This window comes from Roseobacter sp. OBYS 0001, from assembly GCF_019654895.1.
Taxonomy (GTDB): domain Bacteria; phylum Pseudomonadota; class Alphaproteobacteria; order Rhodobacterales; family Rhodobacteraceae; genus Roseobacter; species Roseobacter litoralis.
Window position 1 is genome coordinate 139,510 of the sequence record NZ_BPES01000001.1, and the last position, 26,444, is coordinate 165,953.

The 26,444-nt window shown below is 58.8% G+C and carries 25 protein-coding genes; 15 read left to right on the plus strand and 10 right to left on the minus strand.

What is annotated here, in order from left to right:
• Positions 1-48 precede the first annotated feature (48 nt).
• From proS to K5Q35_RS00690, 5 genes are all read left to right on the plus strand, one after another.
• Positions 49-1,404, plus strand: coding sequence for a proline--tRNA ligase (gene proS, locus K5Q35_RS00670; protein WP_220798065.1), 1,356 nt, complete (start codon positions 49-51; stop codon positions 1,402-1,404).
• Between the two features lie 88 nt (positions 1,405-1,492).
• Positions 1,493-1,990, plus strand: a complete 498-nt coding sequence (locus K5Q35_RS00675) for a DUF2937 family protein (RefSeq protein WP_220798066.1) — start codon at positions 1,493-1,495, stop codon at positions 1,988-1,990.
• Positions 1,991-2,042: 52 nt separating this feature from the next.
• Positions 2,043-3,329, plus strand: coding sequence for a lipoprotein-releasing ABC transporter permease subunit (locus K5Q35_RS00680; RefSeq protein ID WP_220798067.1), 1,287 nt, complete (start codon positions 2,043-2,045; stop codon positions 3,327-3,329).
• The gene (locus K5Q35_RS00685) at positions 3,322-4,005 is read left to right on the plus strand and encodes an ABC transporter ATP-binding protein (RefSeq protein ID WP_220798068.1); all 684 of its coding nucleotides are present in this window, start codon (positions 3,322-3,324) and stop codon (positions 4,003-4,005) included. The genes K5Q35_RS00680 and K5Q35_RS00685 overlap by 8 nt, the downstream gene beginning before the upstream one ends.
• A 46-nt stretch (positions 4,006-4,051) precedes the next feature.
• A complete protein-coding gene (locus tag K5Q35_RS00690) occupies positions 4,052-5,047 on the plus strand; it encodes an Ldh family oxidoreductase (protein WP_220798069.1) in 996 nt (331 codons plus the stop codon).
• Here the strand turns inward: K5Q35_RS00690 and K5Q35_RS00695 are convergent.
• Complete coding sequence (locus K5Q35_RS00695; protein WP_013961138.1) at positions 5,031-5,465, minus strand: DMT family transporter; 435 nt, start codon at positions 5,463-5,465, stop codon at positions 5,031-5,033. The genes K5Q35_RS00690 and K5Q35_RS00695 overlap by 17 nt on opposite strands.
• Before the next feature lie 110 nt (positions 5,466-5,575).
• Between K5Q35_RS00695 and K5Q35_RS00700 the strand changes: the two genes are divergently transcribed.
• Positions 5,576-5,980: a c-type cytochrome gene (locus tag K5Q35_RS00700; RefSeq protein ID WP_220798070.1), complete on the plus strand. Its 405-nt coding sequence runs from the start codon at positions 5,576-5,578 to the stop codon at positions 5,978-5,980.
• Here the strand turns inward: K5Q35_RS00700 and K5Q35_RS00705 are convergent, their stop codons facing one another.
• Positions 5,981-6,607 carry a hypothetical protein gene (locus K5Q35_RS00705; RefSeq protein ID WP_148264314.1) on the minus strand — a complete coding sequence of 209 codons (627 nt, stop codon included), beginning with the start codon at positions 6,605-6,607 and terminating at the stop codon, positions 5,981-5,983.
• 200 nt (positions 6,608-6,807) lie between these two features.
• Between K5Q35_RS00705 and K5Q35_RS00710 the strand changes: the two genes are divergently transcribed.
• Positions 6,808-7,203, plus strand: a complete 396-nt coding sequence (locus tag K5Q35_RS00710; protein WP_220798071.1) for a cytochrome c — start codon at positions 6,808-6,810, stop codon at positions 7,201-7,203.
• Between the two features lie 233 nt (positions 7,204-7,436).
• On the opposite strand, the gene K5Q35_RS00715 is transcribed toward K5Q35_RS00710, so the two are convergent.
• The 3 genes from K5Q35_RS00715 to K5Q35_RS00725 all read right to left on the minus strand — a co-directional run bounded on the left by K5Q35_RS00715 (position 7,437) and on the right by K5Q35_RS00725 (position 12,069).
• Positions 7,437-8,234: a DUF1194 domain-containing protein gene (locus tag K5Q35_RS00715; protein ID WP_220798072.1), complete on the minus strand. Its 798-nt coding sequence runs from the start codon at positions 8,232-8,234 to the stop codon at positions 7,437-7,439.
• Positions 8,235-8,487: 253 nt separating this feature from the next.
• Positions 8,488-10,446, minus strand: a complete 1,959-nt coding sequence (parE, locus tag K5Q35_RS00720; protein WP_220798073.1) for a DNA topoisomerase IV subunit B — start codon at positions 10,444-10,446, stop codon at positions 8,488-8,490.
• 339 nt (positions 10,447-10,785) lie between these two features.
• Positions 10,786-12,069, minus strand: coding sequence for an alpha/beta fold hydrolase (locus K5Q35_RS00725; RefSeq protein ID WP_220798074.1), 1,284 nt, complete (start codon positions 12,067-12,069; stop codon positions 10,786-10,788).
• Positions 12,070-12,304: 235 nt separating this feature from the next.
• On the opposite strand from K5Q35_RS00725, the gene K5Q35_RS00730 reads away from it, so the two are divergent.
• The gene (locus K5Q35_RS00730; protein WP_220798075.1) at positions 12,305-13,669 is read left to right on the plus strand and encodes an MATE family efflux transporter; all 1,365 of its coding nucleotides are present in this window, start codon (positions 12,305-12,307) and stop codon (positions 13,667-13,669) included.
• 78 nt (positions 13,670-13,747) lie between these two features.
• Here the strand turns inward: K5Q35_RS00730 and K5Q35_RS00735 are convergent, their stop codons facing one another.
• The 4 genes from K5Q35_RS00735 to K5Q35_RS00750 form a co-directional block, all read right to left on the minus strand.
• Positions 13,748-14,524 (minus strand): N-formylglutamate amidohydrolase, encoded by a 777-nt coding sequence (locus K5Q35_RS00735; RefSeq protein WP_259650424.1) that lies wholly within the window; start codon positions 14,522-14,524, stop codon positions 13,748-13,750.
• A gap of 113 nt (positions 14,525-14,637) precedes the next feature.
• Complete coding sequence (locus tag K5Q35_RS00740) at positions 14,638-15,474, minus strand: NAD(P)-dependent oxidoreductase (protein WP_220798077.1); 837 nt, start codon at positions 15,472-15,474, stop codon at positions 14,638-14,640.
• A gap of 16 nt (positions 15,475-15,490) precedes the next feature.
• Positions 15,491-16,684: an FAD-binding oxidoreductase gene (locus tag K5Q35_RS00745; RefSeq protein ID WP_220798078.1), complete on the minus strand. Its 1,194-nt coding sequence runs from the start codon at positions 16,682-16,684 to the stop codon at positions 15,491-15,493.
• An 83-nt stretch (positions 16,685-16,767) separates the two neighbouring features.
• A complete protein-coding gene (locus tag K5Q35_RS00750; protein WP_220798079.1) occupies positions 16,768-17,787 on the minus strand; it encodes a phosphotransferase family protein in 1,020 nt (339 codons plus the stop codon).
• 98 nt (positions 17,788-17,885) lie between these two features.
• Here K5Q35_RS00750 and K5Q35_RS00755 point away from each other — a divergent pair, with 98 nt between their 5' ends.
• The 4 genes from K5Q35_RS00755 to K5Q35_RS00770 all read left to right on the plus strand — a co-directional run bounded on the left by K5Q35_RS00755 (position 17,886) and on the right by K5Q35_RS00770 (position 22,492).
• Entirely contained in the window at positions 17,886-19,121 is a 1,236-nt protein-coding gene (locus K5Q35_RS00755; protein ID WP_220798734.1) for an acyl-CoA dehydrogenase family protein, read from the plus strand.
• Between the two features lie 238 nt (positions 19,122-19,359).
• Positions 19,360-20,340: a membrane dipeptidase gene (locus tag K5Q35_RS00760; protein WP_220798080.1), complete on the plus strand. Its 981-nt coding sequence runs from the start codon at positions 19,360-19,362 to the stop codon at positions 20,338-20,340.
• On the plus strand, positions 20,337-21,995 hold the full coding sequence (locus K5Q35_RS00765; RefSeq protein ID WP_220798081.1) for a hypothetical protein: 1,659 nt from the start codon (positions 20,337-20,339) through the stop codon (positions 21,993-21,995). The genes K5Q35_RS00760 and K5Q35_RS00765 overlap by 4 nt, the downstream gene beginning before the upstream one ends.
• Positions 21,971-22,492: a hypothetical protein gene (locus K5Q35_RS00770; protein ID WP_220798082.1), complete on the plus strand. Its 522-nt coding sequence runs from the start codon at positions 21,971-21,973 to the stop codon at positions 22,490-22,492. Before K5Q35_RS00765 ends, K5Q35_RS00770 begins: the two co-directional genes overlap by 25 nt.
• 8 nt (positions 22,493-22,500) lie before the next feature.
• Here K5Q35_RS00770 and truA read toward each other — a convergent pair whose 3' ends face one another.
• Positions 22,501-23,271, minus strand: a complete 771-nt coding sequence (truA, locus tag K5Q35_RS00775; protein WP_220798083.1) for a tRNA pseudouridine(38-40) synthase TruA — start codon at positions 23,269-23,271, stop codon at positions 22,501-22,503.
• 113 nt (positions 23,272-23,384) lie between these two features.
• Between truA and K5Q35_RS00780 the strand changes: the two genes are divergently transcribed.
• From K5Q35_RS00780 to K5Q35_RS00790, 3 genes are read left to right on the plus strand one after another with little or no spacing between them, the layout of a single operon-like run.
• Positions 23,385-24,800, plus strand: coding sequence for a YcjX family protein (locus K5Q35_RS00780; protein WP_220798084.1), 1,416 nt, complete (start codon positions 23,385-23,387; stop codon positions 24,798-24,800).
• Positions 24,797-25,282, plus strand: coding sequence for a GNAT family N-acetyltransferase (locus K5Q35_RS00785; RefSeq protein ID WP_220798085.1), 486 nt, complete (start codon positions 24,797-24,799; stop codon positions 25,280-25,282). The genes K5Q35_RS00780 and K5Q35_RS00785 overlap by 4 nt, the downstream gene beginning before the upstream one ends.
• Positions 25,282-26,277 carry a YcjF family protein gene (locus tag K5Q35_RS00790; RefSeq protein WP_220798735.1) on the plus strand — a complete coding sequence of 332 codons (996 nt, stop codon included), beginning with the start codon at positions 25,282-25,284 and terminating at the stop codon, positions 26,275-26,277. The genes K5Q35_RS00785 and K5Q35_RS00790 overlap by 1 nt, the downstream gene beginning before the upstream one ends.
• The last annotated feature ends 167 nt before the right edge of the window (positions 26,278-26,444 follow it).

Consider the following 26,444-nt stretch of genomic DNA (forward strand, 5'->3'; position numbering starts at 1 on the left):
GGCTTTGGCCTAATCAAAGGCAACCCGAAGACCGAAAGAGGACACCCCATGCGCCTGACCCGATATTTTATGCCCGTGCTGCGCGAAAACCCGGCAGAGGCGCAGATTGTCAGCCACCGCCTGATGTTGCGCGCAGGGATGATCAAGCAAAACGCAGCGGGGATTTATTCGTGGCTGCCGCTTGGTTTCAAAGTGCTGCGCAAGCTGGAGAATATCGTGCATGAGGAACAAATCCGCGCAGGCCACGTGCCGATGCTGATGCCCACGATGCAATCTGCTGATCTGTGGCGCGAGAGTGGGCGGTATGATGCCTATGGGCCTGAAATGCTGCGGATCAGGGATCGGCAGGACCGCGATATGCTCTTTGGGCCGACCAACGAGGAAATGATCACCGACATTTTCCGCAGCCATGTGAGCAGCTACAAGGACTTGCCGCTGACGCTCTATCACATCCAGTGGAAATTCCGCGACGAGATGCGCCCGCGCTTTGGCGTGATGCGGGGGCGCGAGTTCTTTATGAAGGACGGCTATAACTTCGATCTGACGAAAGAGGACGCGCTGCACGCTTATAACCGCCATCTGGTCAGCTACCTGCGTACCTATGAGCGGATGGGCTTGCAGGCTATTCCGATGCGTGCGGACTCCGGCCCGATTGGTGGCGATGACACGCATGAATTCCTCGTCTTGGCGGATACCGGCGAATCCGAGGTGTTCTATGACAGCGCCGTCACTGATCTGACCTTTGGGGACCGCGATATTGATTACGACAGCGTTGCGCAGTGTCAGGGGGTGATGGAGGAATTCACCAACCTTTATGCGCGCACGGACGAAACACATGATCAGGCCCTTTTCGATGCGATCCCAGCTGAGCGTCAGCGCAAAGCGCGCGGCATCGAGGTCGGACAGATATTTTATTTTGGCACCAAGTATTCCGATGCGATGGGCGCTAAGGTGCAAGGCCCCGATGGTAAACCAACGGCTGTGCATATGGGCAGCCACGGGATCGGGGTCAGCCGCCTTGTCGGCGCGATCATCGAGGCCAGCCATGACGACAAGGGCATCATCTGGCCCGAAGGCGTGACGCCGTTTCACTGCGGTATTGTGAACCTGAAACAGGGCGATATGGAGGCTGATGCAGCCTGTGATGCGCTTTATGCGTCATTGCGTGCGCTCGGGCTTGATCCGCTTTATGATGATCGCAAGGAACGCGCAGGTGGCAAATTCGCGACCATGGATCTGATCGGGTTGCCATGGCGCATTACGGTCGGGCCGCGTGGGTTGAAAAACGGTGTTGTCGAGCTGACCAGTCGCAAATCCGGCGAGAGTGTCGAGATGCCGCCAGAACAGGCCGTCGAAAAAATCGCAAGCATCTACGCGACACACCACGTGACTGGCAACCTGTAAGCAAGGACGCGCGGCGCGGGGCTTTGAGCGGCGCGCTGTTTCTGCTAGGCCTAGGGACATGCCATCGGGGGGTGAGCAGGAGAAGGCGATGATCCTTCGCAGTTTCATTCTGGCAGCAAGTGTCGCAGGCGCGTTGGGCGCTGCGCAGTTTCCAGCGTTTTCACAACAGTATCTGCAGCGCCTTGGCGGGGCGGTGGACGCATTGGAGCAAGTGATACTGGATTTCGATGCATCTGCGGCCTCACTGGGGCTCAGTCGCGACGAAGCCTTGGCGCAAATGACCGGCTCCGCTTTTGTGCAGGCGCGCCGCGCGGATATGCAACAGGCATTCCTGCGCTATGAGGGGTTGCGCGCCGATCTTGATATTCTCGAGGGGCAGGGACCTTTCATGCGCGCTTATCATTTTGCGCATCTGACGGACCCGGAAGTCGCGCAAGGCGCCTGGGATGCTTTCGAACCCGCGCTGCCATTGTCAGCTGACAGTGCAATGTTCGCAGGGTTTGGTGGGATTGCAGGTGGCATGGCAACGGCTTTGATCGCGGGTTTGCTGCGATCCCGACGTCGCACCAAAACATTGTCGGCTTGACCCGCGACGTGCGAAGTCGCAGGTTGCGCGCAGGTTCACCCGAGGACAATGAATGGCCAGAACACCTCCGCCTTTTGCGGGTTTTGAATGGATGATTGCATGGCGTTATTTGCGCGCCCGCCGCAGCGAAGGCGGCGTGAGCGTCATGACGTGGATCAGTCTGATTGGTATCACGCTTGCGGTCTTTGCGCTGATCGCCACGCTCTCTGTGCGCTCTGGTTTCAGGGCTGAATTTGTGGACACGATTCTGGGGGCCAATGCCCATGTGACGATTTATGCGTTGGGGTCCGTGACGGAAAACGGACAGATGGATCGCACGATGGCAGACTTTGATGCGATTGCTGCACAGGCCGCAGCGGTGCCGGGCGTCACGCGCGTCGCACCCTTGATCCGCGGGCAGGTGATGGCGGCACATCAAGGGCGCAATGCCGGGGTCGAGGTGTTTGGTGTGGCCCCTGAAAACCTGCGGTCGCTGCCGCGCATTGCGGACCCGGCCACATCGCGTGGTGATATCGCGCGGTTTGATGAGGGGATCGCCCTCGGCTCTGGGGTGGCGCGCGAATTGGGTGTCGGTATCGGGGATCGCATCCGTCTGATATCGCCGGATGGGGTGAAAACCGCATTCGGCACATCGCCGCGCGTGAACGCCTATGAGGTGACGTATATCTTTACCGCCGGGCGTTATGACATCGACCGAACGCGCGCCTATCTTCCTTTTTCTGATGCGCAAACTTTCTTTAACCGTGAAGGGGTAGCGGACGAAATCGAAGTGATGGTTCAGGAACCGGAACGTCTTGAGACCGTGCGGATGGATCTGTTGAAAGCCGCCGGTGAGCGCGGGCAAATCTGGACTTGGCAGGACGCGTCCGGCGGCTTTCTGCGCGCGTTGGAGGTCGAGGACAACGTGATGTTTATCATCCTGTCGATCCTGGTGCTGATCGCTGCTATGAATATCGTGTCCGGCCTGATCATGCTGGTCAAGAACAAGGGTCGTGACATCGGCATTCTGCGCACAATGGGGCTGAGCGAGGGGTCGATCCTGCGGGTCTTCTTTATTTGTGGCGCTTTTACCGGGATCATTGGTACCGCGGCCGGTGTCATTCTGGGATCGCTGTTTGCCATCTATATTGATCCGATTTTCTCTTTTGTGAATGTTGCCATGGGCGGCGGTGTCTGGGATCCGTCCATTCGGGGCATCTATGCGCTGCCTGCCGAACTGCACCTCAGGGATGTGCTGTCAGCCGTGGCGCTTTCATTAAGCCTGTCTTTCGTGGTGACCATTTTTCCTGCGCGGCGCGCTGCACGAATGAACCCGGTTGAGGCCTTGCGCTATGAGTGACCCGATCCTTGAGATGCGCGGCATCACGAAGTCGTACAATGCGGGGCAGGCAAACAGCGTCACTGTCCTGCGCGGGATCGACCTGAGCATCGCCGCAGGAGAGGTCGTCGCCTTGGTGGCGCCCTCGGGGGCGGGTAAATCCACTTTGCTGCACATTGCTGGCCTGCTGGATGTGGCGGATGCGGGCCAGGTTCTGATTGATGGCGAAGAGATGAGCGGCCTAAGTGATGCGCGGCGCACGGCGATACGCCGCAATGATGTCGGATTTATCTACCAGTTTCACCACCTGTTGCCTGAATTCAATGCGGCTGAAAACATTATCCTGCCGCAACTCGCCAATGGCATCTCCAAAGCCACCGCTGCCGAGCGCGCGGCCGCTTTGCTGTCTGCGGTGGGTATCGCGCCGCGGGCAACACACCGCCCCGGCGCCCTGTCGGGCGGAGAGCAGCAGCGCGTCGCCTTTTGTCGTGCACTGGCGAATGCGCCCAAATTACTACTCGCGGATGAGCCGACGGGCAATCTGGATCCGGGCACCTCGGATCAGGTGTTTGGTGCTTTGATGCAGCTTGTGCGCGACACAGGTTTGTCAGCGTTGATTGCCACGCATAACCTTGCATTGGCCGCGCGCATGGATCGCCAAATCCGGTTGGATGCAGGGCAGCTTTCTGAGGCATGATGACATGGCCCGGCGTGGGCTTTTGGGCGAAGAAAAGGGACAGAAGATGCCTTTACACACATTGGATGACATCGAAGCACTGACGAAACAGGCGCTCACTGCCTATGGCGCAGCCCCGTTTGTAGCCGCTGAAGTTGCCCGCGCTGTCCGCGTGGCCGAGGGGTATGGCAATAAGATCTGTGGTTTGTACTATGTTGAAAGCTACTGTTTGCAGCTGGAAACGGGCCGGGTCGATGGTCGGGCCGTGCCCGAAGTGACCACGCCTCGTCCCGCGGCCATTCACGTGAATGCCAATTATGGATTTGCCCAGCCTGCTTTTGCCCATGGTCTGGTGCCTGCGCTGGATGCGGCCAAGACGCTGGGGACCGCAACGCTTGCCGTGGGACATGCGCATACATGCACCTCACTGGGCTATTTCACCGAACAGATTGCACAGTCGGGATGTATCGGAATCGGGTTCACCAACGCTTCGCCCATCGTTGCGGCACCCGGTGGTAAAACGCGGGTCATCGGCACCAACCCGATTGCGTTTTCCGTGCCTGATGGGGCTGGCGGCGTTGCCATGCAGTTTGATCAATCAACCACCACCGTGGCCTTGGGCAAGATCACGATGGCCAAGGCCTTGGGCCAGCAGATTCCGCTGGGCTGGGCGCTGGACGCACAGGGGCAGCCAACCACCGATCCGCAAGCCGCCTTGGAAGGCTCGCTGGTATCAGTCGGGGAGCATAAGGGCTGGGGCTTTGGTCTGATGGCTGAGATCCTCGCGGCGGGGATGACAGGCTCGGTCCTGTCGGCCAGCGTCAAACCCCTCAAGGCGCCGCAGGGACCGCCCCATGATCTGGGGCAGTTCTATATCCTTATTGACCCACAAAGCGGTGAGGCCTTTGCGGAGCGGCTTGCGGCATTGTCGCAGGCAGCAACCAAAGATGAAGGCGCTCGTATGCCCGGACAATCACGCCAGATCATGCAGAAAGTCGAAGTGGTTGATCAGGTCTGGGACAGATTGCTGGAATTGGCGCAGGGTCCTACACCTTCTGAGTGATAAAGACGCCGGCTGCCATGACTGCGATGCCTAAGGCGCGTGTCGGATTGATCGGGCTGATCCGCGCGCCAAACAAACCGAAATGATCTATGACCGCAGCGCTGATCAATTGGCCGAGCAGGACGAAGAATACCGCGTTTCCAATACCGAAACTGGGCGCGATATAGGTGATGCTCAGGACATAGAACGCAATCAGCACGCCCGCAAAAAACAGATGTTTTGGGGTGCCGCCAAGGCGCAGGAATGCCTCCGGTCCGGTGACCAGAACCACGCAGGCGCAACTGATGAAAGCCACGGTGAATAAAACAGTCGCCGCAGCGGCGGGGGAGCCGATCTTGGCGCCGAGGGCTGCATTGAGTGCGGCCAGAATTGGGATGCCGATGCCCGCCAAAACCATAGTGAACGCGTGTTGGGCCATGGGCTGTATCCTCTTCGGTGCTGTACTGGCAAGAGAATGCAGGGCCGTTACCAGATCAGCAAGACAATTAGGCTAGGATAGGGGCAACGCGTTTTTCGATGGAGTATGCGATGCCCCGTTTCACCAGCCTGATAATGGCAGCTTGTGTCTTTCTGGCCGCCTGTGGCCCCGATGACCGTGTCAGCCGTGGGGCGGTTTTGTACAGCGAAAACTGCGCGATCTGTCATGGTGGTGATCTGCGCGGCGGGGGCGGGATTGGGGTTGTCGGTCTCAACAAGGTTCCGCCGGATTTGACAACGCTGGCGGTGCGGTCAGGCGGCAATTTCCCCCGCGGCAAGGTCCTGGCACTGCTGGATGACTATGCGGCGGGTTCTCAACCGGGTCGCTTGATGCGCCCCTTTGCACATCTGACCTCGCAAGACAGCAAGCGCATTAAAACCGAAGCGGGCCGCGCCCGTGTTCCCGCACCGCAAGCGGCCTTGCTGGCCTATCTTGAAGCCTCGCAATTGCCCTGATCACTGGCAAATCCCGCGCAGTTCGACGCCTTCCCAAGGCAGGCCCACCGCGTAAGGTCGCCCCGTTGGCAGGGGTGCGACGGGCATGACCTGAGACAATAGCGCATGCAACCGGGCGGTACGGGGTGCCGTTGGGTCCAATGCGCGGCAACAGACAAATTCTTCAACAATGGCGCCCTGTTGCTCATATCCGAAATCGTTGAACGCCGGGCTTGCATCAATGTCAAAAAGATAGGGATCGCTTGCGCCGCGATGCTCAAATGCCGCCGCCCACGGGGAATAGCCGGTTTCAGCGCGGTTTTGCCATTGCCAGGCATGGGTAAGTTCATGGGCAAACAGCATCGCGGCGATCAATCCGATCTGGTCGGGGTAGTCCGGCAGGTAGTCCTCCAGATACCAGTCGCGATCAAACAGGATGTGATTGTAGATCGCTATGGCTGCGGGCTTTGATGTGACTGTCTCTGTGGTTGCAGGCGGCAAAATACGTTGTCGGCACGTCGTGCGGGGACGCGGCGTGCGCGTAAACGTGACCGCCCGCGTGGGCGCGCCATCGACAATGCGCACTTGTGAGGTATCAAGCGTATCGCCGTGCAGCGTTTGTGCAAACGCCTTTTCCGTATCGGTCATCGGACGCCCACAGGCCGTCAGAAGGGTCAAACAAAGAAGTAACATCAATCGCATGGCCCAGCAGTGCCCAATATGCGCGCGCAGATCAAGGCATCTTTGGGTCACATCCATCAGTGCGTTTGGCAATATCCTTGATCGAGATCACGGCCCCTTGTTGGGTCTGATGCTACACTCGGATCGAAAGTGATGAGGAGGGAGCGATGAAGAACCTGATTCTTGGTGTGGCAATGTCGATTTGCGCAGGGGCTGCGGCTGCGCAGGACGTCGAAACCGGTGCTGAAATCTACGCACGCCACTGTGCGACCTGTCACGGCGCCGACGCCCGCGGGAATGGCCCGATGGCCCCGGTGCTGGTGCTGCAACCGCCTGATCTGACGGCGCTGTCCGCGCGCAACGACGGCGTTTTCCCGATGACGCGCGTCGTGATGCGCATCGACGGGCGCGACCCGCTGGTCAGCCACGGCTCTCCCATGCCGATCTATGGTGACTTCTTCGTGGGCGATGATCTCTCGCTCAGGACCGAAAGCGGCCAGCCGATCCTGACGTCCCCCGCCGTGGTGGATTTGGTGGCGTTTTTGCAGGGTTTGCAGGAATAACAAGGCGGTTCTAAGACAGTTTTTATTTCATGCTAATGGTGAAAGAAAGACGTACTTAGTCTATGTCATCCACTACACGACGCCAACCGTGATTTCCTGAATAGCAATACTGCCCAGTAGCTCAAGTGTGCTCTGTTATCGATCACTTCGGTGTCACACATAACCAAAAAGTAGCTCTCGTGGTTAGATCACCGTCCCAACAAAGGGACGGTGGATTTTTCAAAAGCGACAGTTCATGAGGCTGATTTTTTCTTGCGACGCTTAAGCGCGGCAACGCCACCAATACCAGTCAGCAACAGCAGAGCCGAAGCAGGTACCGGTACTGGGTTAACACCAGTGATTTCAGCTCTCAGCTTGGTCGTAACGACATTCTCAAACGTATTGAAGTCGATGGCGGCAAGCGTGAAGCTATCTGTGCCACACTGCACGTTATCGGCAAAGTAAGTAGGCAGACTCGATGAGCTGCCAATTGTGACCCCGTTGACTGCATCAATACCGCCATTGCATGCCGCGTCCCGCGCACCGGTAACACTGAAGCCGTTTACGTTTTGTGTCCCATCGCCCGATACGTCGATGACGGCACGGGCCGCTGCATTCCCGGCGGTGCCCAGCCAGCTTGTGATTGTGCTGGTGCCAAGGCTGATGCCGTCTGCGATGTTGGTACTGCTGCCAGAACCATTGTTCCGGCCCAGATTATCCAACTCATTGGCGAATGCATCGATTGCAGCAAACGAATCAAGAATTCTGAAGCCTAGGGCCTCAACCGCAGAGGTGCCGAATTGTACGACATTTACCGCAATGCTGCCGGTATCGCCAATGTTGGACATGTCCAGAATACCAGTTTGAACGGATCCATTACGGAAGGCGTTGGCATAGCCGTCCATTTGTAAATTGTATTCCCCGGGACTTATGCTGCCGGAAACATCGATGACAAGCGACAAGACAGTGTCGACGGTTGCGGCATGCGAAGCACTGCCCATACCAGCGACCGCGATCACGGCCGCTGCAATTGATTTGTTAATATTGTTCATTTTAACGTTCACCCTTCTGAAAACTATAGAATAGATTTTTGGCGGGCGATTTGACGTGAGAGACATGCGCAAGGAATTTCAGTTTCCAAGCGTATTTCCCAAGCGTATTTCCCAAGCAGCATCCCCCGACATCTATTTCGTAGAGTAGATTCTGGGGACTGTTAAGCTATTTATTAACAAATAGTTAATTGATTGAGTATTTTCGCGCAATGATGGAATTGTCGGCGATATTACTCAATCATGACTAGCAGAATCAAACATCCAACTCCTCCACAAACTTCGCGTTTTCCTGAATGTACTGGAAGCGCAGTTCGGGTTTCTTCCCCATCAAACGCTCCACCAGATCACCCGTCTCGCCCGGAATGTCTTCGTCGATTGACACGCGGATGAGTTTGCGGGTGGTGGGGTCCATGGTGGTTTCCTTGAGGTCCTTGGCGTCCATTTCGCCCAAGCCCTTGAAGCGCGAGACGTCGATTTTGCCCTTGCCGCCCAGACCTTTTTCCAGCCAGTCGTTCTTTTCCTCCTCCGTGAGGCAGTAGACACGCTTTGCCCCTTGGGTCAGCCGGAACAAGGGCGGGCAGGCCAGATAGAGGTGGCCTGCATCAATCATCGGGCGCATCTGCGTAAAGAAAAACGTCATCAGCAATGCCGCGATATGTGCGCCGTCCACATCGGCATCGGTCATGATGATGATCTTCTCATAGCGCAGATCATCAAGGTTGAATTTGGTGCCCATGCCACAGCCAAGCGCTTCGCACAGGTCCGAGATTTCGGCGTTGGTGCCCAGTTTGGACGAGGCGGCCCCCAGCACGTTCAGGATCTTGCCCTTGAGCGGCAAGAGCGCTTGTGTTTTGCGGTCGCGCGCGCCTTTGCCTGAGCCACCGGCGCTGTCGCCTTCCACGATGAACAGTTCCGTGCCGATGCGATCCTTTGAGGTGCAATCGGTCAGCTTGCCGGGCAGGCGCAGTTTCTTGGTGGCGGATTTGCGCGCGGTTTCCTTTTCCTGACGGCGGCGCAGGCGTTCTTCGGCGCGCAGCACGAGAAAATCGAGGATGGCCCCAGCGGATTTCGTATCCGCCGCCAGCCAGTTGTCGAAATGATCGCGCACGGCCCCTTCGGTCATTTTCGCGGCGGCCTCGGTGGACAGGCGGTCCTTGGTCTGCCCGACAAAGGCGGGTTCGGCAATGAAGCAGGACACCAGCGCACAGCCGCCGGATGTCAGATCCTCGCGCGTGATCTGCGCGGCCTTTTTGGTGTTGGACAACTCACCATAGGCTTTGATGCCCTTAAGGATCGCGGCCCAGAACCCGGCGACATGGGTGCCCCCCTCGGGCGTGGGGACGGTGTTGCAATAGGACTGGATGAACCCGTCGCGCGAGGGCGTCCAGTTGATGGCCCATTCGACTTTGCCGGGCTCGCCGAACTTCTCTTTGAAATCAACGGTTCCGGCAAAGGGATTGTCGGCATAGGTGGTCGCAGTCCCAAGAGTTTCGCGCAGATAGTCCGACAGGCCGCCGGGAAAATGAAACGTCGCTTCCTGCGGGGTTTCACCGTCCGAGATCGCAGATTTCCAACGGATTTCTACGCCTGAAAAGAGATAGGCCTTGGAGCGGATGGAATTGAACAGCCGCGCAGGTTTGAAGCGGTGCGCGCCAAAAATCTCGGCATCCGCATGAAAAGTCACCGTCGTGCCGCGCCTGTTTTGTGTCGGGCCAAGCTCCTCAACGGGGCCAAGCGGCAACCCGCGCGAAAAACGTTGCTCGAACAGTTGTTTGTTGCGCGCCACCTGCACAATCATGCTGTCGCTGAGCGCATTGACCACCGAGGCGCCGACGCCGTGTAAACCGCCGCTGGTCTCATAGGCCTTGCCAGAGAATTTACCCCCCGCATGCAAGGTACACAGGATGACCTCAAGCGCGGATTTGTCGGGAAATTTCGGATGCGGGTCCACGGGGATGCCCCGGCCATTATCGCGTATGGTGACGGCATAATCTTCGTGCAACTCGACCTCGATCCGGGTGGCGTGGCCAGCAACAGCCTCATCCATGGAGTTGTCGAGCACTTCGGCCACCAGATGGTGCAGCGCACGTTCATCCGTGCCGCCGATGTACATGCCGGGGCGTTTGCGTACGGGTTCCAGCCCTTCGAGCACTTCAATGGAAGACGCGTCATAATCTGTAGGCTCGTGCCCCGAGGAAAGGAGGTCATTCATACCGCTGCTCTTTTTTGTTGGTTTGCGGTCGAGTATGGCAGAGGCGACGGTTGGGGAAAAGAGCGTGTCGCAGTGGTCGTGGCGATAGATCGCAAAAAACGAGCCAACGCGCTGCGCTTGCTGAACTAAGTGTCTGAAATATCAGAAACCGCGCTGCCTAACCGAGGACCAAGAGTGTCTGTGAGAACCGTGGTCTGATCGCCGAAACATGCCGCCTTCCGATTGAAGTGTCGTGAACCTTCTTGCGGTTTGGCTTTTCTGATGTCCCGGCATGGCGTCTGCCCAAACCGTTTTGCATTGTTTCGTAGGGTGGCGGGACGTCAATTCGCCTGCGTGGCGCTATTCACCCTTCAACTTCGTTTCGAACCTGAGGCCGTTGGTCGTGCGCGGCGCAAAGCCAGTCCAGAACGTATGATCTTCGGTTGGTTCTGCATTTTCATCCAGTGCAATGACGCCGTCAGCACCATTGGGAATGAGGGCGAGATAGGGTTGCTTTGAAACATCGTTTTTCAGGTGGAGATCAAAAAACGCAGTCGCAAAGTGCTGTGCCACATTATTCATGCGCACCGTGTCCCAGACGGCATCGGCATAATGCTCGAAAGGAATAAAATCGAGGGTTTCGACCGGCTGCCAGCTCTCAACCGGGGCAGGTATGGGGGCGGCGGCGTTGTGATTGGCGTATTCAAATGTCAATAAATGACGGTCGATGCCGGTGGCCTCGTCAAAAATAGTGCGGATGGCTTCATAGACCGAGACATCATCAGAACTGCCTGCCATCAGCAATGTCGGTATCCGCAGGCCAGCCATGCTGCCGGCATCCCATAATCCTGCATTGCGGCCCCATGGTCCGATCGCAATCGTCGCACGCACGCGTGGGTCAATCAACGCCTCATGTTCTTCTGACCCTGCAAGATGGCGTGCCAGCAGCCCGTTTGGCGTACCCCAGCTATATTCGGTTGCAGCTTCCGTGACACCGGCCCCGGCAAAGACCAACGCACCGTATCCGCCCATGGAATACCCGATCACACCAACCACATTCGTGTCGATGATCCGGCCCAGCGGCGTATCCAGCTGCGCGAGGTAATCAATGACAAACCGTTGATCGAGCGGCCTGTTGAGCAAGGTAGAACCGATGGCAGCCTGATCGCTATACGTGCTGTCGGTGTGGTCAATGGCGACTGTGACATAGCCTTTCGAGGCGAGGTTTTCCCCCAGATGGGACATCAGATATCTGTTGCCGGGATAACCGTGGCTGATCACGATAAGCGGATACCGCTGCGAGGTGGCCGGTGGTGCATCGCGCTGCGCACGACCCGTGAGGGTCACGACCGACGCGCCATCCCGCAATGTGGCCGAATAGGTGCCGCGTTCTTTCACTGCCGTGCTGGACGGGTACCATATTTCGAGCGTTATCGGACGATCATACAGCGGGACGTCGTCGTCTGTGATCGAGACGACATCAATCTGATCGGGGTTGACCACAGACAGTGTCTGAACGCCAATCGACAGGACGCCGTAAGGGGCGAGTTCGGGGGCGTCGGGCCTTATCTGATCAATTGGGTTGGAAAACACCGGCGCGGCAGCAAGGCTCGCAATCGCAGCGATCCTGGTGGTTGTCTTCATTGTAGTGCTCCGGTCGGTGCCGCCGTAATTGACTGCAGTGCCAAGTTGACAGACTCACTCAGAAAATCAAGCGCTTATGATCTGTTTTTTATGCTGGACTGTGATCGCTATTGTACCTGAGCGGACAAAAAATGTGTCATTGATAGCGCATCGACGGGCCGGTTGTGTCGGAAATTGTCCCAATCCGGGCGGCTGGCCTCTTTTGTTTGGAGCAACGCGGGCGTATGGAAAATACATGCAAGTGATTACCACATATCCTCAGCACGCCCGTGCCATCCTGAACCTTGGACTGCCGCTCGTTGGCGGGCATCTGGCGCAGATTGCGATTGGCGTGACGGACACGGTCATGTTGGGCTGGTACTCGGTCGAAGCACTGGCGGCTGTCACGCTGGGATCCACGTATTTTTTCGTGTTGTTCATTTTCGGTTCGGGTTTTGCCTGGGCCGTTATGCCGATGGTTGCGTCATATGCGGCCAAGGACGACGAGATCGGGTTGCGTCGCAGCACGCGGATGGGGCTTTGGCTCAGCTTTGGGTTCGGTCTACTCGCGATGCCGTTGATGATTTGGTCCGAGCCGATTTTGCGTCTGATCGGGCAGGGGGACGGTGTCGCCAGAGATGCCGGTGCGTATCTTGAGATTGCAGCCTATGGCATCGTGCCCGCCCTGTTGGTGATGGTGATCAAGTCCTATCTGGCGGCATTGGAACGCACACAAGTGGTGCTTTGGGTGACGATCCTTGCGGCGGTGATCAATGCCATTGCCAATTACGCGTTGATCTTCGGCAACTGGGGCGCGCCAGAACTAGGCATCAGGGGCGCGGCGGTTGCATCCATCATCACTCAAACTGTGTCGCTGATCGGGGTCGTGATTTATGCGCGGGTCAGCTTGCCGGAGCATGCCCTGTTCCAGCGCCTGTGGAAGGCCGACTGGCAGATGTTGCTGCAAGTGTTTCTGCTGGGCTGGCCCATCGGTCTGACAGCGCTGGCCGAGGTGGGGTTGTTCGCGGGGTCCGCCGTGATGATGGGCTGGCTGGGCACGGTGCCGCTGGCGGCGCATGGGATTGCGTTACAACTGGCCTCCATCACCTTCATGGTACATCTGGGCTTGTCCAATGTGGCCACAATCCGTGCAGGCAATGCACATGGGCGCAATGACCCGGTACAGATGGGGCGCGGGGGCAAAATGGTGACTTTCATGTCGCTTGGCTTTGCCGCCATCACGATCATCATTTTCCTTGCCGCGCCCGAAATGCTTTTGTCGCTGTTCATGCAGGAAGACGACCCGCAGCGTGCGGGGATCATGGCCATCGGCGTGGGGCTTTTGGCGATGGCCGCCCTGTTTCAACTGGTGGATGGCGCGCAGGTGATAGCACTTGGGCTTTTGCGCGGTGTACAAGATACCAAGATACCGATGATTTATGCCGCCGTCAGCTATTGGGGCGTGGGTATCCCGTGTTCGTATCTGTTCGGTTTTGTCTTGGGGATGGAAGGGATCGGCGTCTGGCTTGGCTTGGTTGTCGGGTTGTCGGTGGCCGCGATTTTGCTGTCGCAACGGTTCTGGGGCGTTACTTTGCGCACGCTGAAGGCTGCGCAGGTATAAGCCCGGTAGGGCCAGCGGCGCGCCTTTGGTGGTGCAACACATCATGCCTTTGGGGTTGTCAGGGCCTCGCATTTGTCGTCAGTGGGGCGTCCATTGACCAAGATGCCGCATCACGTGGCGTAATGTATCGCGCAAGGGCCCCACTTTTTCAGCGTCGAAATGCCCGACTTCGCCATCATTTGTCAGGTAACAGTTTTCATGCACGTCCAGATCAAATGCATGCGTGTTCGCCTTTGGCCTGCCATATTGGCGCGTGGTCCAGCCTGTCCGCAACTGCCCGCTCACCAACACACTATGGGCACTGGCGCTTTTGACCAGTGCAGCCAGTTCCGCAGACAGGCTTACACCGCAGGAGGCGCCCAAATGGGTTGAGAATTCGATGTCCGGCACCTCTGCTGCCGTCATACTCTCTGCGCGCCTTGCCCGGCAGTTCAAGACGATCGCATGGCCGTATTTGGCGCGAACCCGTGCAATCTGTGTGGCGAGTGCGGCGTGATAGGGTGTAAAATAAAGGGCGCGCCACACCCTTGCTTCATCGACGGTCGGTGGGCTTGACCAGATTGCGGTGCCATCGTGATCGATGAGCGGGACCACGCCAAGCAATCCGTTATGCGCGCGAAGTTCTGAAGCCATTGATACCGCGTCCACATCCGAGACAAAGCGGTGAAAGTTCGTCCGTATGGTCGTCGCGTCATTCGCCAGACCGCCCAGAAGCCTGTCCAGATATCGGTCATTCGAGGTGATATGGCGGCTTTTATCATACAATCTATCCACCAGTTCACGACGCATGTTCGTACCCGTATAGGGTAGCGTAATGATCAAGGGACCATTTCCCGGAATGATTTCTAACGGCATGTGGTGATGTTCCCAAGGCAGGCAAACGGTGAAATGGATTGGTAATTCAGTTTCTCTAGCGCAAGGTTGACGCCCCGTACGGGGGACGTCGCGGGGCACGCACCTTACATGCGTTACGTCTGCTTTCTGTCGTTCACAATGTTCATCTGAGCCATACCGCTTTGCCCCAGATCGACCTTGGCAAACGGCCCGCCGTGGCACATCTGACCGGGATCTGTGGTGTCGACAGGTTCTGCCTGTGCGAGAACCTCGGCGGCATAGACTTCGGCATTGTCGGTGGGGCGGTACCCCAGAAAGCTGGCCTTGGCGTTATCAACAGGTGCGCGGTCGTTGTTTGATACGCCGTAGACAATGGCGAAGCCCACCGATGGCGTGTCGATGGCGCGGGTGACGAGGTGGATCAGGTCGGGATAGCTCAGCCATGACCCCAAGGCGCGTGTGTTGTTGACCTGCGCGCAGGAGAGGATGCGCAGATGAACGGATTCCAGCCCGCGTTTCTCCCAATACATCCGGCCCAGATCTTCGGTAAAACACTTGGCCAGCCCGTAAAACGTATCGGGGCGGTGTTCCGCGTCAATGCCGATGAAATCAGATTTCAGATGCATGCCCACCGCGTGGATCGACGAGGCATAGACGATCCGTTTCACACCGGCTTGGTACCCGGCCTCCCAGATATTATAGGAACCGACAAAATTCGGGCCCAACAGTTCCTCGAACGGTTTTTCATCCACGATGGCCCCGAAATGCAACACCATATCGGCCCCCTCAACCACCGGCGCAATCTGGTCCATCTGCGCAAGGTCCGCTTTGACATAGGTTTCGCCTGCATAAAGCGTGCCGATATCATCGACGATATCCGTGCTCACCAAGCTGTCACAGAGCGCTGTCAGAGGCTCACGCAGATAAGAGCCAAGGCGACCTGCGGCGCCCGTTAAAACCAGTTTCTTCATATCCGTCTCCTTGCCGTTAGATCACGGCTTTTTCCAAGAATTTCTCGCCCCGCAGGACGCGTTCGACCCCAAAGGGGGCAAGATCAAGACTGCGGTAAGCGCCATAGGCGATCCATTCGGCGATGCCGCGCCCGATGGCCGGGGCCTGCTGCAACCCGTGACCCGAGAACCCGTTCACAAACACAAAGTTGCTCACTTCTGGGTGCGGGCCGAGAATGGCGTTCTGATCCAGCGTATTATAATCGTAATGGCCGACCCACATGTTCACCAGTTTGATCCGTTCAAACTGCGGGATGCGATGGGCGATGATGGGCCAGAATTTCTCTTCCCACAAACTGTGGTCTGCGTCGAAATCATCCACATCGACGGCGGGGTCTTGATCCGGTCCGCCGCCCGCCATGTAATACCGCCCATCGGTGCGAAAATGCACACCGGACGGGTCGATCGTCAGCGGCAGATCCCGGTCAAGCGGTTCTGCCGCATCAAAGATATAGGTATAGCGGCGGCGCGCCTCCACGGGGATGTCGAGGCCTGCCATACGCGCGGTGGCGGCTGCACGGGTGCCCGATGCATTGACCACCAGCCCGCAGGAGAGCGTCGCGCCGGACTTCAGCGTCACACTTTCCACGCGGGTGCCGACGCGCGTCATGGCGACGACCTCATCGCTCAGATACTCCGCGCCGTTCTTGCGCGCCATGCGCCGAAAGCAGTCAAACATGGTGCCGCCGTCAAAATACCCCTCGTTCATACGATTATGGTTGGCCGCAAGAATATCGTCGAGGTTGTAAAATGGGTAGGCGGCGGCGATCTCATCGCGCAGCATATGCTGGGTCCCTGCGCCCAACTGCGCCTGTACTTGCTGGCTTTCGCGCAATGTGTCGGCCTGCGCGGCTGTGTCGGCCAGATAGAGATAGCCGAAGTTTTGCAAGGAAAGCGCGGGTACGTCATCCGACGCTCCCATAAATTTTTGAAAGTTGTGAATGAATTCTGCGCCAAATTGCGAGATCGCAATGTTGGTCGGGTTTGAGAACTGCTGCCGGATACAGCTGTTGGTCAGGCTGGTGGCGGCCTGCGCATAAGTCGGGTCTTTCTCAATCACGAGGATGCGGCCGTCAAAGCCGGCCATCTGCGTCAGCCACCACGCAATGCTGGAGCCGTAGATGCCGCCGCCGACGATCACAACATCATAACTGGCGTGTTTGGGGTTCATCGTTATCCTCGAAAGTCTCGGTGTTGCGAAATCAGGATCACAGGACAGCCCATGGCGTCAAGCCTTCAGCCGGTCAAAGCGGGTCATGCCGTTTGTGCAAGGTGGCGCGCATCGCGGGCCAAAAGGACAATCACATCGCGCAGCCGCTCTGTATCCTTGGGGTTTGAGGCGTTGCCCTCCAGCCCGCGGCGGCGCACCCCTTGCAGGATCGCGAGCAGGCGGAAATAGGAAAAAACCAGATAGAATGTCCAGTTGTCCGGCACCGAAATCCGTCGCCGCGCGCAATAGGCGGCCACATAGGCGGCCTCATCCGGCAACCCAAGGGCGGCACGATCCACACCCCCCAAGCCGCGAAAATGACCGGCATGGGGCAGCCGCCAATGCATGCACTGATAGGCAAGGTCGGCCAGCGGGTGGCCGAGGGTGGACAACTCCCAATCCAAAACGGCCAGAACGCGCGGCGCGTCGGGCGCAAAGATCATATTGTCGATGCGGTAATCGCCATGCACGATACTGCTCGCGCCATCATCGCGGGCCATATGCGCGCCCAGCCACTCCATCAGCCAGAGCGCATCAGGAAGTGGTGCGCGCGCAGCTTGCTGGTATTGACCAGACCAGCGGGTCACTTGCCGTTCGAAGTAATTGCCCGGCTTGCCGTAATCGCCCAACCCGATGCTGTCGGGCACAACGCTGTGCAATTCAGCGAGCGTTTCGTTCATGGCGTCATAGATTGCGGCCCGTTCGGATGGGGGCATGCCGGGCAGGGCCGGATCCCAAAAGATGCGCCCCCTGACCATCTCCATCACCATGAACTGCGCGCCCAGCGGGGTGTCTTCACCGCTCAGATGCAGCACATGGGGCACCGGCACATCTGTGGATGCCAGCGCCTGCATCACGCGGAATTCGCGATCCACCGCATGGGCGGATTTCAGCAGGACACCGGGGGGTTTGGCGCGCAGCACGAATTCCATGTCCCCACTGGTGAGCCGGTAGGTCGGGTTGGATTGCCCATCCGAGAATTTTTCGATGCCATCCAGCGACCCGAAACCCGGCACATGGGTGGCCAGATAGGCCTCCAGCGTTTTGTGATCATAGCTATGCATGCGCATCCCCTTTGATTTGTCTTATGGACACCGCGGGTGATCTAAGCAAACCTGTGCCGCGGGGGAAAGCCCCGATGGGCGGACTGAAGGAGACGGTGATGGATATGAATTTCGGCATGCGCGAAGAGAACCGCGCGTTGTTGCAGCGTGTCGCCGATATGATCCGGGACGTCGTCATGCCGCTGGAAGAAGAATACCACGGCGAAATCGGGCAGGGGGACCGCTGGCACTATACCGACCGGCAGGCGGAAATCCTCGAAGGGCTCAAGGCGCAGGCGAAAGCCGCCGGGTTGTGGAATTTCTGGCTGACCGACAGTGAAAAGGGGTTCGGCCTCAGCACCGTGGAATATGCATATTTTGCCGAAGAGATGGGCAAAACCCCCCTCGGGGCGGAGGTGTTCAACTGCTCGGCACCTGACACGGGCAACATGGAAGTCTTTGAACGCTACGGCACGCCCGCGATGAAGGAACAATGGCTGGCGCCACTTCTTGAGGGGCAGATTCGCTCTGCCTATCTGATGACGGAGCCGGAGGTGGCCTCGTCCGATGCGACAAATATCGCCATGTCCTGTGTGCGGCACGGCGATGATTATGTGCTCAATGGCGAAAAATACTGGGCCAGCGGTGCCGGTGATCCGCGCTGCAAGGTCTATATCGTCATGGTGCGCACGGGTGGTGATGAGGTCTCAAAACACCAGCGCCATTCGATGATCGTGGTGGATGCGGCGACACCGGGGATCGAAATCCTGCGCCCGATGAAGGTCTTTGGCCATGATGATGCGCCGCATGGGCATATGCATATCCGTTTTTCGGATGTGCGCGTGCCTGCCGAAAACCTGTTGCTGGGCGAAGGTCGTGGCTTTGAGATCGCGCAGGGGCGTCTGGGGCCGGGGCGTATTCATCACTGCATGCGCTCGGTTGGGCAGGCCGAAGCGGCGCTGGAGTTGATGTGTAAAAGGTCGCTGCAAAAGGAAGCCTTTGGCAAACCGCTGGCGATGCTGGGGGCGAATTTCGACATCATCGCGGAATGCCGGATGGAAATCGAGATGGCCCGTCTGTTGTGCCTCAAGGCGGCGTGGATGATGGATCAGGGCGATGCGCGCGCGGCCGCCCCGTGGATCAGCCAGATCAAGGTCGTGGCCCCGCGCATGGCTCTCAAGGTAATTGATGAGGCGATGCAGATGCATGGCGGGCAAGGGATCAGTCAAGACACGCCGCTGGCCATGGCCTGGACATGGCAGCGCGCCTTGCGTTTCGCCGATGGTCCGGATGCGGTGCACCGCCGTCAGGTTGCGCGCACGGAATTGCGCAAACACACGCAGCAAAAAATCTGAGACATTTGGTTTTCGATGCCATGCAGGGCGCGGGGCCGCAAATGTGGCGAAATATCGTAAAATGTATGTTATTCTGCATATTTAAGACGTTTATTGGTCAGTAATGTCGATAAATAATAAGTCAAGGGCGCCGAAACTGCCGGATTTCCAGCGCCTTTGGGTCTGATGCTGACTTAAACGACCGGGCGCATGCCGCTTTTGGAATTGAGTATTGCGCCGGATTTCGCAAGATGCGCTTATGAAAACACCGCTGATAGACAACCTGCAGTACGCCAATTTTTCGCCTGAGATATTTGCGCAGATGCGCGCGGGTGGGGTGGATGCGGTGCATGTCACCATCGCCTATCACGAGAGCTTTCGTGAGATGGTGCTGAACCTTGAGCAGTGGAACCGCTGGTTCGAGGCGCATCCTGATCTGATCTTTAAAGGCACCTGTGCTGCTGACGTGCGCCGCGCTCAGGAAACAAACCGCACCGCGATATTTTTTGGGTTCCAGAACCCGAGCCCCATTGAGGACGACATCGGCCTGGTTGAGATTTGCCATCAGCTTGGCATCCGATTCATGCAACTGACCTACAACAATCAATCCCTGCTCGCCACGGGGTGTTACGAAAACGATGACACGGGCCTCACGCGCATGGGCAAACAGGTGGTGCGCGAGATGAACCGCGTAGGGATGGTGGTGGATATGTCCCATTCCGCCGACCGCTCGACGCTGGAGGCGATCGAACACTCGACCCGGCCCATCGCCATCACCCATGCCAATCCGCATTGGTGGCACGCCGCGCTGCGCAACAAGAAAGACGAGGTGCTGCAGGCCTTGACGCGCGCGGGGGGGATGTTGGGGTTCTCGGTCTATCCTCACCACCTCAAGGGTGGCTCGGCCTGCACGCTCGATGGTTTTTGCGCGATGGTCGAAGAGGCCGCCCGCCGCTACGGCGCGTCCCATCTGGGTATCGGCACGGACCTTTGTCAGGACCAGCCCGACAGCGTTGTGGAATGGATGCGGGTGGGGCGGTGGTCCAAGGTCATGGATTACGGCGAAGGTTCCGCCAGCAATGCAGGCTTTCCGCCGATGCCGACATGGTTCCAAGACAACCGCGATTTTGGTAACATCCGCGCAGGCCTGTTGCAGACCTCCCTGTCCGAAGCTGACGTGGACGGGATCATGGGCGGCAACTGGCTGAGGTTTTACGAAGAGAGTTTCGCGCCGCTATGAAGGATTTTCCAAACCCGCCCCAAGCGCCGCTGCGCAGCCCGGACAAGGTCATGCGGCTGGCCCGGATGGGGTCCATGTTTCCCACGCGCTTGTCTTTTCTGCGTACCCTGATGCGCGCGCTTGCTGCTGAAAACGTGCAGGTGACGCGGCCCGTCTGGCAGATTGACACGCGGGGGTTTGGCCATGCGGTCTATACACTGCGGTTCGGCGGGCATGATTATGCGCTCGTTGCCGTCTCCAGCGATCTTCCTGCGGATCAGCGCACGGATCGCGTGATCGCGACCGCCTGGGACACGGCCTATGTGCTTTATGACGGGGTGCCTGACGCGGATGAAATCGCGCGGATCTGCGCCTCCGCCCCCAAGCAGGAAGCTGCCCGCTTCACGGAGCGTGATCTGGTGTTGAGCCGGGCCAATAAATCCGTGCGCCTCTTTGCCCATGTGGTTGAGCGGCTTAAAGCCGGGCAGCAACCCGATGAAGCGTTGGCGCGCCAAACCGGGTATCTGATGCGCACCACAGCCGTCTATGGCAACGGTAAATTCGGGATCGCGGACCGCGCGCGTATTGAGGCGCGCCCGGGGTTTGGCGGGCCTTTCATGGCCGAAATGCTGACGGTCTGGCTGATCCGGCATTTCACCCACGATCTTGTGGAATTTGTCGGTGGTGCTCCGCTGGATCGGCGCATCAAACGCCATTTGGGTATCGGGAATTCAACGGGCCTTGGCATGGCGCCGTTTCTGGTCAACCACCCGGTTTTGCTGAACAATTGGATGTTGGCGCGTGAAACGGCGCTGGCGCAGGTGCGCGCGATCCAACTGGTGCCCAAGGGGCAAGCGGCGCGGCTGGAGTCGCTGGCGTTGCGTGCCGCGCAGCACCTGAGCGAATGGCAAGTCCCCGATACCGCACATCAGGACCGGATCGACCGGTTGTCGCGCGACTGGGCAGCGGCGCGTGCCGAGGGTCGCTTTGCCCAAGGCGCGCTGGTCAAAATGGGCGCGATCGAAGCGTTGCTCGCGTGGTCGGAAACCGCGTCGTTGGATGTGCAGGAACTGGTGGTCGCATTGTTGCTGGAACCTTTTGGCGATGTGATTGATGGGCTGGCCGAGTGCATGTCCGACCCCTTTGGCGCGATGGTTCTGCCGCTGCCTGACACGGATGCCGTCAAGGCGCAGATCGAAGAGGCGGCGTCTTGGGCGCTCGCGCCTGATTATGGTGCCAAACCAGAATGTCACCAGTTCTGGTATGTGAGTGCGGCAAAACAGGAACCGCGTCTGGGCAACCGTTTCGAAGAGCCGGGGGCCGATCTGGAATCGCCGCTGGACATCGGGCGGCGGATCAAGGCGCTCTATCAGGATTTGCCCGAAACGGCGCAACCCATGGCCGATTTTCTGGCTGATCACCCGGATCATGCGCTGGCCGCATCGCGCGTTGCGGCGGCGGCCCAGTATCCTTACGGCGAAATCCGTGACAACCTGATCGCGCAAACCTGCCTGCCGATTGACATGCTGCGCTGCAAGCTTTCGTTCTTTGGCGCGTCCAAGTTCGATCCGAAATCAGACCGCTGGACCCGGATCACCCTGTGTCAGGGTGCGCCTTTGGCCGATGAATTGCAGGACAATGCGGATGACTGGTGGTTGCCGGTCTATGCTGCGTGAACTGGTCGGCCACTGAAATCACGGCACTGGCGAGCAAGGCCGCGCGCGGGGCAGGGGCACCGCCGCTGCAGGCTGCACGCTTTGGACAGGCGGCGGCTGTGCATCTGACCGCTGCACGGCCCCCGGATGTGCTGGCGCAGGCTTTGGATTTCCTGCCAGCGGGGCCTATTCTGGACTATCCTCTGGCGCTGGATGCAGCTTTGAGCACCGCGCGTAGCGACGGGTGCGCTGTTGTCGCCAGCGTCACACAGGATACCCTGCTGGACAGCTATGTGGCGGCATTGCCTTTCATGGCGCGCACCGAATGCGCGCAGGACGGTGCGATTAGGCTGGTCGTGGATTTCGCAAAACCCCGCCCGCGCAATCATCCGCTGCGGATCAGCGGGTGCGACACGCTGTTAAAGCAGATGAACGATCTGGCGGCGCGCACCTTTGTACCCGAAAGTGCCGCCTCACGCAGTGCCGGTGCCGGCGCAGGGCTGACGGATAACGATTAGACCAATTGCTACGCCTCAAAGGGTGGGCGGTCGTAAACCACATGTGCCAGATACAGGCCATAGGGCGGGCAAACCGGCCCGCAGGCGGCGCGATCCCGCAGGGCCAGCGCCCTTGCCACATCCTGCGGTGTGGACGAACCGGCCCCAACCCGTTCCAGCGTGCCGACAAAACTGCGGACCTGATTGTGCAGGAAGGATCTGGCGCGCACGTCGAAATGAATCTCACGGCCGTAGGGCGTTTCGACCTCGCTCACATCAAGACGATCAAGCGTTTTGACCGGGCTTTCTGCCTGACAAATGGTGGAGCGGAATGTCGTGAAGTCATGCTGGCCGATCAGCAGCGCGGCCGCTTCCCGCATGGCCGCCACATCCAGATTTTGTTTGACTTGCCAAACCAGCCCCCTCTGATGCGTTGCAGGGGCGCGGCGGCATAAGATGCGGAACAGATACTGACGTTGACGCGCAGAGAACCTTGCGTGCCAGTCGGCGTCCACAACGGTGCAGGCGGTAATGGCGATGGGCGCGGGCTTGAGATGGTAATTCAACGCTTCTGACAAACGAAACGGATCCCAGTCGCGGACCAGATCACAATGTGCCACCTGCGCGATCGCATGCACACCTGCGTCCGTACGCCCTGCAGCCGCAATCGTATGGGGCCCCGGCGCGATTTTTCCCAAAGCCTGCTCAATCGCACCCTGAACGGTGGAATGTTCTTTCTGACGCTGCCATCCGACAAAGGGCGCGCCGTGATATTCGACTTTGAGGGCGTATCTGTGCATGGGCGTGGGCCTAGCCAACTCGCTCGCCAGCGTCAAATGGCTTTCTTGCTCTGGCATGGCTGGGGATGCGCGCTTATGTAGGGCCAATCGAGAAGTTCAAAGGCAGACACGTTTTGGTTATATCAACACTCGCCGACACGGTGCTGCGCCAGATTGAAACGGTACAGAACACGGTCAATGAGACATTGTTTGAACCGGTTATACGGATCGGCGTCACGGGTCTTGCCCGGTCGGGCAAGACGGTTTTCATCACCTCTTTAGTTGCGAATCTGATGAACCGGGGGCGGATGCCGCATCTGGCCGCCGCCGCTGAAGGGCGCATTGAGGCCGCATTCCTGCAACCGCAGCCGGATGATACGGTGCCGCGCTTTGATTTCGAGGCGCATCTGAGCGATCTGACCGGCCCCAAACCGCGCTGGCCCGACAGCACACGCGCGGTTTCCGAGTTGCGGTTGTCGTTGCGGGTGCGCCGCGCGGGGCTTTTGGCGGGGCTGCAGGGGCCGCGCACGATCCATCTGGATATCATTGATTATCCCGGTGAGTGGCTGCTCGATCTGGCGCTCTTGGACAAGGATTACGCCACATGGTCGCAGGAAACACTGGCGCGCGCGGCTGAGCGTCCACAGGCGCAAGCCTATCTTGCACAAAGCGCGGCGGTCGCAGCGGACGCAAAACTGGACGAACCGCTGGCCAAGACGCTGGCGGCGGGCTTTACCGACTACCTCAATGCCGCGCGCGTCGCGGGATTTTACGACTGCTCACCGGGGCGTTTTTTGCTGCCCGGTGATCTGGAGGGGTCGCCGGTGCTGACGTTTGCCCCATTGACAGGTGATGGCACAGATGCGCGCGGATCGCTGCGCCGCGAGATGGCACGGCGTTTTGAGGCCTATAAACGCGCAGTCGTGCGCCCGTTTTTCCGGGATCATTTTGCGCGGATCGATCGTCAGGTCGTGCTGGTCGATGCCTTGGGCGCGATCCATAAAGGACCGCGTGCGGTTGAGGATATGCGCGGGGCCATGGTCGATATCCTTGGCGCTTTCCGACCCGGACGCAACGCCTTTCTGACTCAGTTATTTGCGGGCAAACGGGTGGAAAAAATACTCTTCGCCGCAACCAAGGCGGATCACTTGCACCACAAGCAACACGATAAACTCACCGCGATCATTGACGCGCTGGTACGTGATGCGCGTAACAAGGCGCAGTTTGCAGGGGCGCAGACGCAAGCGTTGGCGATTGCCTCTTTGCGCGCCACCACCGAAGAGACCGTCACCCACGCGGGTCAGGACCTAGATGTGGTGCGCGGTCAACTGCTTGAAACCGGCAAACAGGCGGCGTTCTATCCCGGTGATCTGCCGAGCGATCCGGCCAGATTGCTGACCCCCGCGCGGGAGGGGGCTGAAAGCTGGCTGGATGACGATTACCGTGTGATGAATTTCGCACCATCGCTGTTGAGTTTGCGCCCCGGCGATGGTCCGCCGCATATCCGACTTGATAAGGCGGCCCAATTCCTTTTAGGGGATAGGCTATGATCGAATTCACTATTTCTCCCGCACGGTCGCTGGATGCCGGTGCTGTTGGAAACATTCTGTCGGTGTCAAATGATTTGATGCCGTGGCTGCCGCGCGTGCATTCCGCCGCCGAAGAAATCAAATATGCCGGTGACATGATTGAGGCCGGTTGGGTCAAGGTCGCCAAAATAGACAACAAGGTCGTCGGTTTCATCGCCCGCCACGAGAGCGAGGTTTATGCGCTTTATGTCCTGCCCGAAGCGCAGGACAAAGGCATTGGCACCGCGCTGCTTGAGGATGCAAAGGGCGAATGCGATAAACTCGGGTTGTGGAGCTATGAGGCGAATGGCGTTGCCGCGGTTTTCTATGAATTGCGCGGTTTCGTGAGCGTGGATCGCACGAACGGGAGCGGGAATGAAGCCGGGCTGCCGGACATTCGCTTTGAATGGACACGCAAAGCGCCCGAATTCAAACCCGCGCGCGGCGCGAGGAAAACGGGCTGATGGCCAAGGGTCCTGTGCTGATCGATCTTGAGGCGCAAGAAACCAAATCCGTCGCCGAAGCGCCGCCGGTCCCCGATCTGACACCGCCCCCGCAGGGGCAGGCGATGCAAAGCGCTGCGGTGCTGGCCGCGCGTCGCCCGTCACGGCTTGCGCGGTGGTTTTTTGGCCTTGGCGCAGGGCTGATGGGCGCCATCGTCTCGGTTGCGGCTTGGGATTTTGTCACTGGCCTCGTGATGCGCAATCCGGTGCTGGGCTGGGCGGTGACGGCGCTGCTTGCCGCTTTTCTTTTGGTGCTGGCGCTGATTGTCTTGCGTGAACTGGCCGCGCTCAGCCGTTTGGCAAAGGTTGATAGCCTGCGCCGCGACACAGATGCCGCCTTGCTGGGGGCAGATCTGGCAGCGGCGCGCAAAGTGTCGGATCGTCTGGTTGCGCTTTATAAAACCCGCGAGGAAACCCGCTGGGCGCGCGGGCGGTTCGCCGATCTGGCCCCCGATCAACTGGATGCGGCTGGCTTACTGGGCTTGTGTGAAAACGAACTGCTCGCCCCGCTGGACCGGATGGCGGCGCGCGAAATTGAGGTGGCTGCGAGGCAAGTCGCCACGGTAACTGCGCTGGTGCCGCTGGCTTTGGCGGATGTGGCCGCTGCATTGACCGCCAACATCCGCATGATTCGTCGCATCGCCGAAGTTTATGGCGGGCGCGCCGGGACGCTGGGCAGCTGGCGGCTGACCCGCGCTGTGCTCACGCATATGGTGGCCACGGGCGCGGTTGCCGTGGGTGACGATATGCTTGAGCCGATCCTCGGCGGCTCCATCGTGGGCAAGCTGTCGCGGCGGTTTGGCGAGGGTCTCGTCAACGGCGCACTGACCGCACGCGTGGGCGTTGCGGCGATGGAAGTATGCCGACCCATGGCCTTCACCACGCAAAAACGCCCGAAGGTGCGCGATATCATCGCAAACAGCCTCGGTGGCCTTTTCAAATCTGGCAGAACCTGAAGGCGCAAGGCGCAGGTCCATTGCATGAGGTCTTGTGATGCCGCAACGCCGGGCTTATACACGCGCGCATGACTGGATTTTTTGCGATCATAGTCCGAATTATATCCCCGGCGCTCTGATCATATGAGACGCCGGGCCAAGGTGTTTGAGCTTTTCGCACCGACAGC

What these genes read in the sequence shown, in the direction of transcription:
- K5Q35_RS00765 (WP_220798081.1), top strand. Translation starts at nt 20,337, where the DNA reads ATGAAGGATTTTCCAAACCCGCCCCAAGCGCCGCTGCGCAGCCCGGAC.
- K5Q35_RS00710 (WP_220798071.1), top strand. Translation starts at nt 6,808, where the DNA reads ATGAAGAACCTGATTCTTGGTGTGGCAATGTCGATTTGCGCAGGGGCT.
- K5Q35_RS00730 (WP_220798075.1), top strand. Translation starts at nt 12,305, where the DNA reads ATGCAAGTGATTACCACATATCCTCAGCACGCCCGTGCCATCCTGAAC.
- K5Q35_RS00715 (WP_220798072.1), bottom strand. Translation starts at nt 8,234, where the DNA reads ATGAACAATATTAACAAATCAATTGCAGCGGCCGTGATCGCGGTCGCT.
- K5Q35_RS00685 (WP_220798068.1), top strand. Translation starts at nt 3,322, where the DNA reads ATGAGTGACCCGATCCTTGAGATGCGCGGCATCACGAAGTCGTACAAT.
- K5Q35_RS00690 (WP_220798069.1), top strand. Translation starts at nt 4,052, where the DNA reads ATGCCTTTACACACATTGGATGACATCGAAGCACTGACGAAACAGGCG.
- K5Q35_RS00705 (WP_148264314.1), bottom strand. Translation starts at nt 6,607, where the DNA reads ATGACCGATACGGAAAAGGCGTTTGCACAAACGCTGCACGGCGATACG.
- K5Q35_RS00790 (WP_220798735.1), top strand. Translation starts at nt 25,282, where the DNA reads ATGGCCAAGGGTCCTGTGCTGATCGATCTTGAGGCGCAAGAAACCAAA.
- K5Q35_RS00725 (WP_220798074.1), bottom strand. Translation starts at nt 12,069, where the DNA reads ATGAAGACAACCACCAGGATCGCTGCGATTGCGAGCCTTGCTGCCGCG.
- K5Q35_RS00700 (WP_220798070.1), top strand. Translation starts at nt 5,576, where the DNA reads ATGCCCCGTTTCACCAGCCTGATAATGGCAGCTTGTGTCTTTCTGGCC.
- K5Q35_RS00675 (WP_220798066.1), top strand. Translation starts at nt 1,493, where the DNA reads ATGATCCTTCGCAGTTTCATTCTGGCAGCAAGTGTCGCAGGCGCGTTG.
- K5Q35_RS00735 (WP_259650424.1), bottom strand. Translation starts at nt 14,524, where the DNA reads ATGCCGTTAGAAATCATTCCGGGAAATGGTCCCTTGATCATTACGCTA.
- K5Q35_RS00680 (WP_220798067.1), top strand. Translation starts at nt 2,043, where the DNA reads ATGGCCAGAACACCTCCGCCTTTTGCGGGTTTTGAATGGATGATTGCA.
- K5Q35_RS00785 (WP_220798085.1), top strand. Translation starts at nt 24,797, where the DNA reads ATGATCGAATTCACTATTTCTCCCGCACGGTCGCTGGATGCCGGTGCT.
- truA (WP_220798083.1), bottom strand. Translation starts at nt 23,271, where the DNA reads ATGCACAGATACGCCCTCAAAGTCGAATATCACGGCGCGCCCTTTGTC.
- K5Q35_RS00750 (WP_220798079.1), bottom strand. Translation starts at nt 17,787, where the DNA reads ATGCATAGCTATGATCACAAAACGCTGGAGGCCTATCTGGCCACCCAT.
- proS (WP_220798065.1), top strand. Translation starts at nt 49, where the DNA reads ATGCGCCTGACCCGATATTTTATGCCCGTGCTGCGCGAAAACCCGGCA.
- K5Q35_RS00760 (WP_220798080.1), top strand. Translation starts at nt 19,360, where the DNA reads ATGAAAACACCGCTGATAGACAACCTGCAGTACGCCAATTTTTCGCCT.
- K5Q35_RS00745 (WP_220798078.1), bottom strand. Translation starts at nt 16,684, where the DNA reads ATGAACCCCAAACACGCCAGTTATGATGTTGTGATCGTCGGCGGCGGC.
- K5Q35_RS00695 (WP_013961138.1), bottom strand. Translation starts at nt 5,465, where the DNA reads ATGGCCCAACACGCGTTCACTATGGTTTTGGCGGGCATCGGCATCCCA.
- parE (WP_220798073.1), bottom strand. Translation starts at nt 10,446, where the DNA reads ATGAATGACCTCCTTTCCTCGGGGCACGAGCCTACAGATTATGACGCG.
- K5Q35_RS00755 (WP_220798734.1), top strand. Translation starts at nt 17,886, where the DNA reads ATGGATATGAATTTCGGCATGCGCGAAGAGAACCGCGCGTTGTTGCAG.
- K5Q35_RS00740 (WP_220798077.1), bottom strand. Translation starts at nt 15,474, where the DNA reads ATGAAGAAACTGGTTTTAACGGGCGCCGCAGGTCGCCTTGGCTCTTAT.